The following is an 11,365-nucleotide window of genomic DNA, read 5'->3' as shown; positions in this document are numbered from 1 at the left end:
AGCGGTCAGATCGACGCCGGGCCAGCGGCCATCACGCTCTGCGCACCGGCTGGTTGTTTACGGGTGAGGGTGCCCCCGGCGTTCGCGGGCCGCTGAACCTCTGCGGGGAGCGGATCGGCGACCTGCTCCTGTTCCTGTGTCTCCTCCTTCGGCTCCTCTTGTGGCCGCGGCTGCTCTTGGGGCTCGGTTTCGGCTACCGGGGCTGTGGCGACGGCCTTCGGGGGTTTGCCACTGGCCAGGACGAGGATCGTGGAGCAACCGCCGAAGATGCACAGGGCGACGACACCGATGACGACCACGATCAGCGCCGTGTTGTTCTTCTTCGGAGGCTGCGGCGGCGGATAGCCATATCCCGAGGGCGGACCGTAGGGCGTCTGGAAGGGCGGTTGTTGCCCCGGTTGGGTCTGCTGCCACTGCCATGGATCCTGGGGACCTTGCTGGTACGCCACCGTCCGTACTCCCGAAGTCTTTGAAGCGTAGATGTTCTGTGAACGAGCGGACGACCATCGGGGGTTACCGGTCCGGGAAGAAGAGACCTGATCGTTAACCCACCAGTTGAACAAGCCAGGGTGAGGCCGAAACGCTACCGGGAAGTAATCTGCCTTACATGGCCGGCTGCCAGGCTGTTCCATGGCTACATGTGCTGCTGGGGCTACGTGTCATGAGAGGTCGTCCGTGGTCAGGATCGCTCCCTTCGCTCGCCTGCCGCGCCCGCTTCGCTGGGCCGCCCGCGTCCTGACCACGCTGCTGGTCCTGGTCCTCGTGGTGGCGATCGCCGGGGCGGGCGTGGTGGTCTGGACGGTGCGGCAGTCGTTCCCACAGCTCGACGGCGAGATCAGGCTGCCCGGCCTGGCAGCGCCGGTGACCGTGCATCGGGACGCGTACGGCATCCCGCAGATCTACGCGGACAGCCCGGCCGACCTGTTCCGGGCGCAGGGGTACGTCCACGCCCAGGACCGCTTCTGGGAGATGGACTTCCGCCGCAAGACCACGGCGGGCCGCCTGTCGGAGCTCTTCGGCGCGAGCACTCTCGAAATCGACAAGGTCGTACGCACGCTCGGCTGGCGGCGGGTCGCCGAGCAGGAGATCGCGCTGCTCGCGCCCGAGACCCGCAAGGCCCTGGAGGACTACGCGGCGGGCGTCAACGCCTGGCTCGACCAGCACGCGGGCACGGCGGACAAGAGCCTGGAATACGCCGTGCTCAAGCTGACCAACGGTGACTACACGCCCGAGCGGTGGACCCCCGCCGACTCCCTCGCCTGGCTGAAGGCGATGGCCTGGGACCTGCGCTCCAACATGGGCGAGGAGCTGGACCGGGCGCTGGCCGCCGGGTCCGTCCCTGTCGACCGGGCCGAGCAGCTCTTCCCCGGCTACCCGTTCGACCGGCACCGGCCCATCGTGACAGGTGAAAGCGGCACCGGGACCGCGGCGAAAGACATGACGCGAGTCGTACGGCAGGCCGTACCCGAACAGGCGCGGGCGCTGGCCAGGACGGCCGAGGCGATGCGCGCCCTGCCCGCCCTGCTCGGCACCGCCGGGGGCGACCTCGCCGGCATCGGATCCAACTCCTGGGTGGTGAGCGGGGCGCACACCACGACCGGCAAACCGCTGCTCGCCAACGACCCGCACCTCGGCCCACGGATCCCGTCGATCTGGTATCAGGCGGGGCTGCACTGCCGGCAGCGCGGCCCGGCGTGTCCCTTCGACCTGACCGGCTACACCTTCGCCGGGCTCCCCGGCGTGGTGATCGGCCACAACCACCGCATCGCCTGGGGCTTCACCAACCTCGGTCCGGACGTCACCGACCTCTACCTGGAGCGGACCAAGGGCGACACCTACCAGTTCAAGGGCGAGTGGCGGGCCATGGAGACCCGCGTCGAGCAGATCAAGGTCGCGGGCGGCACGCCGGTGAGCCTCACCGTACGCTCGACCGGCCATGGCCCGATCATCTCCGAGGTGCTCGCCGACGCGGGCAGAGCCGTACCGGGCGCCGCCGCCAAGCTGGGCGAGCAGCCACCGGACCTGTCGCAGGACCTGCCGCAGGGCCTGTCGCAGGGAGTGGAGGTCGCGCTGCGCTGGACCGCGCTGGACCCGGGCCGCACGGCCGACGCGATCCTCCTGTTGAACAAGGCAGACGACTTCGAAGACTTCCGCGCGGCCGCGGCGGCCTTCGAGGTCCCGGCACAGAACCTGATCTACGCCGACGTGGACGGCAACATCGGATATCAGGCCCCGGGCCGGATCCCGGTCCGCGCCAAGGGCGACGGCCGCTGGCCCGCGCCGGGCTGGACCGGCGAGTACGAGTGGCAGGGCTTCATCCCGTTCGAGAAGCTGCCATATGTCTACAACCCGCCGGCGGGATACATCGTCACCGCCAACAACGCGGTGATCCGTCAGGAGAAGGGCGGTCCGTTCCTGACCGATGACTGGTCGTACGGCTACCGCTCCCAGCGCGTCGTCGACCTTCTGGAGCAGGCCATCGCCAAGGGCAAGGTCTCGGCCGAGACCTTGCGGGACATCCAGCGTGACGCCCGCAACGGCCTCGCGCCCCTGCTCGTGCCGCACCTGCTGCGCGTCGGCGCCGGGGAGCCGCTGCGGGGCTGGGACTTCGACCAGGACCGCGAGTCGGCCGGGGCCGCCTACTTCAACGCGGTCTGGCGGCACCTGCTGCGGCGGACATTCGACGACGAGCTGTCCGATTTCGCCCGGCCCGGTGGCGGCGACCGGTGGTACGAGGTGATCAGAGTTCTGCTGGACCGGCCGGACGACCCGTGGTGGGACGACGTGAGCACCACGGACCGGACCGAGACCAGGGACGACATGCTCACCGCCGCCCTGGCGGACGCCAGGGCGGAGCTCACCGAGTTGCTCGGCGACGACCCGTCCGCCTGGCGTTGGGGCGACCTGCACACGCTGGAGCTCACCCATGAGACGCTCGGCAGCTCGGGCATCGGGCCGATCGAGTGGCTGTTCAACCGCGGCCCGCTGCGCACCCAGGGCGGCCAGGACACCGTGGACGCGACCGGCTGGCACGCCCCGGACGGCTACGAGGTGACCTGGGTGCCGTCGATGCGCATGGTCATCGACCTGGCCGACTTCGACCGTTCACGCTGGATCAACCTGACCGGCGCCTCCGGCCACGCCTTCCACACCAACTACGACGATCAGGCCGAGCTGTGGGCCGACGGGCAGACGACCCCGATGCGCTCCTCCGAGAAGGCCGTCCGCGCGGACGCGGCCGACACGCTCACCCTCACCCCGGCCGCCCAATAGGCGCGAACCGACAGCGAACCGACAATCGAATCAATCGGGATTTCAGCTCAGATATCCACAGGGCGGTCCCGAAACATACGAGGGCGAGTTTCCGTGGGACACCCCTCGGGAATCGTTTGATCACGCCTCCCACGAGGTCGGCGGATCACGGGGAAACCACGGGGGAATCATGACCCATCTCATCGTGTGCTGCGACGGTACCTGGAGTAGCCCGGAGATCCAGTCGGTCACCAACGTGTGCCGGCTGTACAACGCGCTGACCGAGACGGGTGGAGACGACGTCCGTCAATTGGCTTATTACCAGCCCGGCGTGGGCACGCTGCGGAACAGGCTGCTGGGAGGAGCCGTCGGGCTCGGGCTGTCCGACAACGTGATGGACGCCTATCTCTGGCTGACCACGCGATATGCGCCGGGGGATGACATATCGCTTTTCGGTTTCAGTCGCGGCGCCTATACCGTGCGCAGCCTCGCCGGAATGATATCGGCGTGCGGGTTGGTCGATTTCGGGCCGGGGGATGAGGAAACGCTGTGGCCTCGGGTCAAGGATCTGTACGACCGTGGGTACCGGCGAAGGGGGCGAGAAACTCGAAGCCGTGAATGGCGTCGCGATCTCAATTTCCGCTGGGACCCCGATGACGCCGAACGGATCCCGGTTCATTTCATCGGAGTGTGGGAGACCGTCGGCGCACTCGGCATTCCGGACTACCTGGGCTGGCTCAATCTCCTGGACCCGCTGCACCGGTACGACTTCCACGACCTGCGGCTCAACCCGCATATCAGGCACGGCCGCCACGCCGTGGCCCTGGACGAACGCCGCCGTCCGTACACGCCCGCGCTGTGGTCCGAACCGTACGGGGCGGAACAGGTCGTCAAGCAGGTGTGGTTCCCCGGCAGCCACCAGGACGTGGGCGGCGGTCATCTTCAGCGAGGGCTGAGCGACTGCGCACTGCGGTGGATGATCGACGAAGCCCGCGAGGCGGTCGAGCTCGGCTTCCACAAGAAGGTCGTGGAAGACCAGATCAACCCCGATCCGCTCGACATCCTGCACGACGACAACCGCGACCTGCTCGGCGTGTTCGAGCCATTGCTCTACCCGTCGCTCAAGCCGGTGTTCGCGATCTTCCTTCAGCCACGGCCGCGTGCCGTACCCGAGATCGACCCGAACACGGTGAGCCCGCTGATCCACCAGTCGGCGTACGACCGGTACCGGAACCCGCCCATCACCAGCGGGCCGTACCGGCCCACCCAGGTGCTCGCCGCAGGACAGAGCAAGACGGTCGAGGTCTTCGCCCACCTGCCGTGGAACGAGACGGGGCTCTACCTCGAGCCCGGTGACTACCGCTTCACCGCCACGGGCCATTGGCGGGACGCCGACATCCTGTCCGGACCCGCCGGAACCACGGGCCTTCGCCGCTTCAACCCTCTCGTCGAGAAGGGCCGGCTCGTGGGCACGTTGCTCGGCCGAGGCGAAAAGCTGTTCCGGCTTGTGACACGGAACAGGGTGGCGGACTTCGTCGGCGCGCGCCGGGAGGAGGACATGCCGTGGATGTCACTGGTCGCCGTCGTCGCCAACGACGCGATGTCCGTCGGCGGTACGACCAGGGCCCACGAGCGCATCGCCGTGGGCGCCGGCACCCGCCACCGGGTGGCCAGGAGCGGGTACCTGTACGCCTTCGCCAACGACGCGTGGGGCTGCTACGGGAACAACCAGGGCAGCGTGCGGCTCACCATTACGAGGATGCCCGAGGAGGGCGCCTCACCGGCGGATGCAGCAGGTGGAGCAGGGGTCGGAGGGCTGGAGGGTGATCCACAGGCAGCAGGTGCGCCGGCGGAACCCGTCACCCTCCGGGACGACCAGTCCGGCCACCGGCGGCCCGATCTCGTCCAGTAACCGACGCGCCTCGCCGTACGAGCCGAGCAGCGTGAACGGATGGACGATCGCCTCGGCCGTGGAGCCCCACAGCGTGCGCTCGCCCACCTTGGTCAGCGCGTTCAACGCCTTGATGACCGGCAGTTGACCTTCCATGAGCGACTCACGGATGGCCGCCGCCAGGTCCTCTACGACCACCGCGCCGGGCGCGCCGGCCAGCGGATCGTCGGGAAGGACCGCGACGGTCACCCCGGTCGCCGCGACCGTCACACCCGCCGCCGACGACCTCACCAGCGTGTCGTCGAGGCGCATCAGCGGCACCCGACGCCCAAGCGCCCACCCGAGAACCATCGGCAGCGTGTGCCAGTAGCCGTACGTCTTCCACAGCAGCGCCGCCCCCACGTGAGGCGGCGCGCCCCACCGGCCCGCGGTCTCCTCCACGAACACGCGCAGCCCGTCGTACGGCTCACGCACCAGATCCGCGACGCGGATCCAGTCCGGGGAGTCGTCCGAGACCAGCCCCGGCAGCACACCCAGCACGCCTCCGCGCTCGGCCGCGAGGCTCTCCAGATGCTTCGAAAGGGTGTCGAGCAACGGCACTGCGCGGGACTCGGTGGTCACGTTCGCTCCTCGGTGAGATGACGCCAGTCGGTGATCACGGGGACGAGTTCGCCGCGCAGCCACAGCGGCAGCTGGTCGCGCCGGTGGGGATCGCCGGGTACGCCGGAGGCGCCGAGCGGGACCACCCACCGGCTGTCGTCACGTCGCGCCAGATCCCACACATAGCGCGCGGCCGGCCCACGGGCGCAGTGGTGGGTGACACCGGGGATGCTCGACGTCGCCAGCACGCAGTCGTGGTCGCCGGACAGCCCGGGCCGTTCCGGCGGATCCTCGGAGGAGCCTTCGGGCAGCGCCCGCCGGGGCGCGAGCCGGTGGGCATCCCCCCAGCTGCTCGCAGTCTCGCGGGATGCCACCTTCTCGAGGGCCGCCCGCACCAGTTCGACCAGCTCTGTCCGTTCCAGCCCGGGCAACAGGTCGGGCAGGGGGTCGGTGGTGAGCAACGTCCCCAGTCCGTGCGCGACACGGGGGGCCGGGGAGAGCCACGGCAGGAAGACCTCCGGGTACACCGGCCCATCATGATCTATCAGCGCGGCGAGCGCGGGGTGGGCCGCGAGCCGCCGTACCACCGCCGACCGCAGCTCGGCGTAGGCCAGGGCATCGGCGCTGTCGGCGTCCATCCGACGGTCCCAGCTCATCAGCCGGTCGCGTAGCCGTACGGCGGCCAGGCCCAGCCCGTCGAGTCCGGCCAGCAGATCCAGCAGCGCTGCCGCCGAGGCCAGGTGGGTGTCGGTGTGCACGGCCGCCATGCCCTCGACGGCCCAGAGGCCGGGCGAGCTTTCGAGCAGGTGGCAGATCCGGTCGGCGCGATGCGGCGCGGCGAACTCGACGCCGAGCGGCTCGGACAGGTCCCGCTGGTTCGCCATCACCGTGATGCCGTCGACCACACGGCGCGGCATCGGCACGTGCCGGCCGTGCCACTCGTACGCCGAGTCCCAGGCCGGCACGACGCGCAGGCCGTTGTCCGGATGCCGGACCGGCACCACGCCCGCCACGCGGTGCAGGGTCCCGCCGCGGATGTCCGCCGCCAGCACGACGTTGACGGGCTCGGCCCACCGGTCGAGCGCCCGGTCCACATCGGCGACGGTCACCGCCCTGAGCAGAGCGGGCAGCGCCTCGAACCCCAGCTCTCCGCGCACCCGCGGCGGATAGCGGAGACTGATCGCCTCCCAGGCGGCATCGGCGGCACCCGGTTCGTATGGCTCGGCCATCACGACCGGGCCGCGCTCGGTCTCGATGACCTCGACCTCGACGGGCTCGGAGGCGCCGGCGACCTCGATGGTCTCGACGTGGGCCGCGGCGGGCCGCCACCCGCCCGGGCCGAGCGCCTCGATCCGCGTTCCGCTGCGCCTGAGCCGTTCACGGTAGAGATCCTGGTAGTCGGCCATGGCGTTGGTGATCGCCCAGGCCACCGTGCCGGTGTGCCCGAAATGGGGGATGCCGGGGACGCCGGGCACGGCCAGCCCCACCACGTCGTACTCGGGGCAGGCGAGGTGGATCTGCTGGTAGACGCCGGGGTCCTCGATGAACCGGTGCGGATCGCCCGCGATGATGGCGTGCCCGGTGGTGGTGCGATCACCGGGCACGAGCCAGCCGTTGCTGCCGGAGACGGCCGCCCCATCGGAGGCGAACAGCCCGATCGCCTCGACGCCGAGCCGCCGGGCGACCTCCTCGCGCCACAGCTTGGCGGGGAAGCCGGCGAAGAGGATGTGGTGGGACAGCCAGATGGCCAGCGGCGTCCAGGGCCGCCACCGCCCCGGCCGAAGCCCGACCGCCGCGAACTCCGGCGCCCGGCGGGCGCCCTCGGCCAGACCGGCGTCGACCCCGTCCACGTACGCGCGCACCCAGGCGGCGGTGTCGGCGTCGAGGTCGTCGAAGCAGCGCCTGGCGGTGTCCGCCAGCCGGACCTGCCGGGCGAACCGATCCCAGCCGACCGCGGCGGGGCCGAGGAAGGCGGCGCTCGTCCCGGCGGCCCGGTGCCGTTCGACCTCGATCTGCCAGGCGCGGTCCAGCGCGGTGACGCGTCCCTGGGCGAAGGCGAGCTCCCGCTCGCCGTCCGCCCGAAGGTGCGGGATCCCCCAGGAGTCCCGGCAGACGGTGATGCTCACGACCTCGCCCCTTCCGCTACCTGTTCGGTACGCCTGCGGGCGGCAGGCACGACGAGCGGGCGATATACAGAGCATATCCAGCTTGATCTCCGCCGCGTCAGCAGGAGAACTCTTGACCGAGGCCGGGAACGCGAGTGCGGTCCCGGCCCCGGGGGTCACAGTCGGGTTCTTGAACCGAACCCGATCACTCGGCGACGACGGCCCGCAGGACGTCCACCTTCGCCGCCTTCCGGGCCGGGGTGATCGCGGCGAGGATCCCGGCGGCCGCGCCCACCACGGCGTACACCAGGGGCTGGGCGATCGGCACCTGAAGCACGGTGATCCCCTCGCCGGCCAGGGCCCGGGCCGCGGCCATGCCGATGACGAGCCCGAGCACCGTCCCCAGCACGGACCCGATCGCGGCGACGAGCACCGCCTCCCAGCGGATGCAGGCGCGCACCTGTCGCCGGGTCATGCCCACCGCGCGCAGCAGGCCCAGTTCGCGGGTGCGTTCGAGCACGGACAGCGCCAGCGTGTTCACCACGCCGAGCAGCGCGATGAGTACGGCCAGGCCGAGCAGCACGTTGACCAGGCCGAGCAGTTGGTCGACGGTGGCGCCCTGGGTGGCGTTGAACTCGGCGGTGTCCTGGACCGCGACGTTGGGGTAGTCGGCCAGCGCCTGCTGCACGGACCGCTTCAGGGCATCCGCGGCGACGCCCCCGGCGGCGGTGACGAGCACGGCGACGTCCAGTCGCTCGCTGAAGTTCTCCTCGTACGTCGGAATTGTGATCAGATAGCCGGCGCCGAGCAAGGTGGTGTCGGTGTAGGTGCCGGCGAGCCGCAGCGTGTGGTCCCCCGTGTGCGGGAAGCGCAGCGTCACCTGGTCGCCAGCCTGCCAGCCATGCGCCTTCGCCTCGTCCACCGTCGCCATGAACTCACCGTCGGCGAGCGCCGACAGCGAGCCGGACGCGACCCCGATGTCGGCCACCTGCTCCGCCGTTCCGGGATCGACGGCCGCGACCGAGTTGGTCTGACCGGCGACCTGGATCCGGCCGAACCGCATCGGCGAGACCACCCCCACCTCGGGGAGCACGCGCAGCTTGTCCGCTGCGGCCGCCGGGATGCCGGGAGCCATCTGGCTGCCGGCCTTCAATATCAGGTCTGCACGGTTGGCGCGGACCAGCACATCGGCGACCGAAGCCTTCATGGAGGTCGCCACGACCGTCATCGCCACCACGAGGGTGAGCCCGATGGTGAGCGCGGCGGCGGTCGACGCGGTGCGCCGCGGTGTCCGGCCCGCGTTCTGCCGGGCCAGCGCCCCTGCCATACCGAGCCGGGCGATCGGCGCCCCGAGCACCGCGACCAGGGGGCGGACCAGCGCGGGAGCGAGCAGGAGAAACCCGACGAAGGTGGCCAGCGAGCCGAGCGTCGCCGCACCGGCACGGGACGCACCGGCGATCGCCCAGGAGAGTGCGGGCAGGCCGGCCGCGAGGAGAACCCCGCCCAGAACGATCCGGGCCTTCGGCAACGTGTGGGCCGGCGTGGCGGCCTCCCGCAGCGCCGCGATCGGTGGTACGCGCGTGGCCCGCCAGGCCGGCACCAGCGCCGCGACCAGGGTCACGCCGAGGCCGACCGCCAGCGCGGCGACGACCGTACGCGACTCGATCTGCAGCGTCGTCGTCGGCACCTCGATGCCGACCGAGGCGAGCAGGCCGCGCAGCCCGCCCGCGACGACCAGACCCAGGCCGAGCCCGAGTGCCGACGCCAGCAGACCGGTCCCGACCGCCTCGATCAGGACCGCGGCGAGCAGTTGCCGGCGTCGGGCGCCGATCGCGCGCAACAGGGCGTGCTCCCGGCCGCGCTGCGCCACCAGGATCGAGAACGTGTTCCAGATGAGGAAGCCGCCGACGAGCAGGGAGACCGCCGCGAAACCGAGGAACGCGGTGGTGAAGAAGGACAGGCCCTCGCGCACCGCCCGGCTGGCCTCGCCGGCCACGGTCGCGCGGGTCACGGCCTCCATATCGGCCGGCAGTACGGCCGCCACACGAGTCCGCAGTTCGTCCGGGCCGATCCCGTCGACGGCCCGGACCGCGATCTCGTCCACCTGGCCGGGACGGCCAAGCACCCGTTGCGCGGTCGACAGGTCGAACGCGGCGAGGGTCGCGCCGGCCAGATTGTCGGCGTCGCCGAACCCGATGACGCCGACCAGCGCGAAGTCGGCCGGCTTGCCGGACTCGAAGACGATCCGGATGCGGTCGCCCGGGGCGTAGCCGTGCTTGCGTGCGGTCGCCGCGTCGATGGCCACCTCGTTCGGCCCGGCCGGCGCCCGCCCCGCCCGCAGGCTGATGCTGCCGCCGAGCTTCTCGTCCGCGGCGTGGCTCACACCGAGCGTGGGGGCGCCGCCCGGCTGGATCGGTTCGCCGGACTTGTCCAGCATGAGGGCGTAGCCGGTGACGCCGCCCTCAGCGGCCGCGACCCCGGGCACCTCCCGGACCCGGTCCACCAGGTCGACGGGCATGGGACGGGTCGAGCCCAGGGTGCTGGTGTCGGTGAAGGAGGGCCGGGCCCGGACGGTGACGTCCGTTCCCGCCCCCATGTCGGCGTACAGCTTGTCGAACGTGGCGGTCATCGTGTCGCCGAGCACGAAAGTCCCGGTGACGAACGACACGCCCAGGGCGATGGAGACGGCGGTCAGCAACAGCCGCAGCTTGCGGGCGGCCAGTCCCTTGAGAGCGACGATGAACATCTAGCCACCCAGCTTCTTCATCGCGTCCAGGATGTCGCCCGCGGTGGGCGCGCTCATCTCGTTGACGATGCGGCCGTCGGCCAGGAACACCACCCGGTCCGCCCGGGCGGCGGCCATCGGGTCGTGGGTCACCATGACGATCGTCTGGCCGAACTCGTCCACCGCGCGGCGCAGGAAGGCCAGCAGCTCCGCGCTGGAGCGCGAGTCCAACGCGCCCGTCGGCTCGTCCGCGAAGAGGATCTCCGGCCGGGTGACCAGCGCCCTGGCCGCGGCGACCCGCTGCTGCTGTCCGCCGGACAGCTCCGCCGGCCGGTGTCCCAGCCGATCCGCGAGTCCCACGGCGGCGACGACGGTCTCCAGCCACGCCGGGTCGGCACGCCGGCCAGCCAGACGGAGCGGCAGCTCGATGTTCTCCGCGGCGGTCAACGTGGGGACCAGGTTGTAGGTCTGGAACACGAACCCGAGCCGGTCGCGCCGCAACAACGTCAGGTCGCTGTCGGACAGCCCCGCGATCGCCGTATCACCGATGTAGACCTCTCCGGAGGTCACGGTGTCCAGCCCGGCGAGGCAATGCAGCAGGGTCGACTTTCCGGACCCGGACGGGCCCATGATCGCCGTGAACGCGCCACGGGTGAAGTCGATGGTCACACCGTCCAGCGCACGGACGACGGACTCGTCGCGCCCGTACACCTTTACCGTGTCCACGGTACGGGCAGCCACGTCGAGGAGGGTTGAGGTGGGGGGCGCCAAGGGGCACCTCACTTTCCGAGT

General features: G+C 70.9%; 6 protein-coding genes. 2 read left to right on the top strand and 4 right to left on the bottom strand.

Annotated elements, in window-relative coordinates; all coding sequences use genetic code 11:
- Positions 1 to 5: 5 nt before the first annotated feature.
- The gene (locus tag ACFHYQ_RS18955; RefSeq protein WP_394302494.1) at positions 6 to 449 is read right to left on the bottom strand and encodes a flagellar basal body-associated FliL family protein; all 444 of its coding nucleotides are present in this window, start codon (positions 447 to 449) and stop codon (positions 6 to 8) included.
- 226 nt (positions 450 to 675) lie between these two features.
- Between ACFHYQ_RS18955 and ACFHYQ_RS18950 the strand changes: the two genes are divergently transcribed.
- Both ACFHYQ_RS18950 and ACFHYQ_RS18945 read left to right on the top strand, forming a co-directional pair.
- Positions 676 to 3,273 carry a penicillin acylase family protein gene (locus ACFHYQ_RS18950; protein ID WP_394302493.1) on the top strand — a complete coding sequence of 866 codons (2,598 nt, stop codon included), beginning with the start codon at positions 676 to 678 and terminating at the stop codon, positions 3,271 to 3,273.
- A gap of 169 nt (positions 3,274 to 3,442) precedes the next feature.
- Complete coding sequence (locus ACFHYQ_RS18945) at positions 3,443 to 5,164, top strand: T6SS phospholipase effector Tle1-like catalytic domain-containing protein (protein WP_394302492.1); 1,722 nt, start codon at positions 3,443 to 3,445, stop codon at positions 5,162 to 5,164.
- 596 nt (positions 5,165 to 5,760) lie between these two features.
- Here ACFHYQ_RS18945 and ACFHYQ_RS18940 read toward each other — a convergent pair.
- From ACFHYQ_RS18940 to ACFHYQ_RS18930, 3 genes are all read right to left on the bottom strand, one after another.
- Positions 5,761 to 7,869, bottom strand: a complete 2,109-nt coding sequence (locus ACFHYQ_RS18940; protein ID WP_394302491.1) for a penicillin acylase family protein — start codon at positions 7,867 to 7,869, stop codon at positions 5,761 to 5,763.
- Between the two features lie 184 nt (positions 7,870 to 8,053).
- Positions 8,054 to 10,594 carry an ABC transporter permease gene (locus tag ACFHYQ_RS18935; RefSeq protein WP_394302490.1) on the bottom strand — a complete coding sequence of 847 codons (2,541 nt, stop codon included), beginning with the start codon at positions 10,592 to 10,594 and terminating at the stop codon, positions 8,054 to 8,056.
- Positions 10,595 to 11,314 (bottom strand): ABC transporter ATP-binding protein, encoded by a 720-nt coding sequence (locus ACFHYQ_RS18930; protein WP_394302489.1) that lies wholly within the window; start codon positions 11,312 to 11,314, stop codon positions 10,595 to 10,597.
- Positions 11,315 to 11,365 lie beyond the last annotated feature (51 nt).

Origin of the sequence: Sphaerimonospora cavernae (genome assembly GCF_042435035.1) — a bacterium.
GTDB lineage: Bacteria > Actinomycetota > Actinomycetes > Streptosporangiales > Streptosporangiaceae > Sphaerimonospora > Sphaerimonospora cavernae.
This window is presented reverse-complemented; position numbering and strand designations above follow the sequence as displayed.

Bases quoted from the DNA above. Each gene is read 5' to 3' on its own strand.
- ACFHYQ_RS18945 (WP_394302492.1), top strand. From the start codon at position 3,443: ATGACCCATCTCATCGTGTGCTGCGACGGTACCTGGAGTAGCCCGGAG.
- ACFHYQ_RS18935 (WP_394302490.1), bottom strand. From the start codon at position 10,594: ATGTTCATCGTCGCTCTCAAGGGACTGGCCGCCCGCAAGCTGCGGCTG.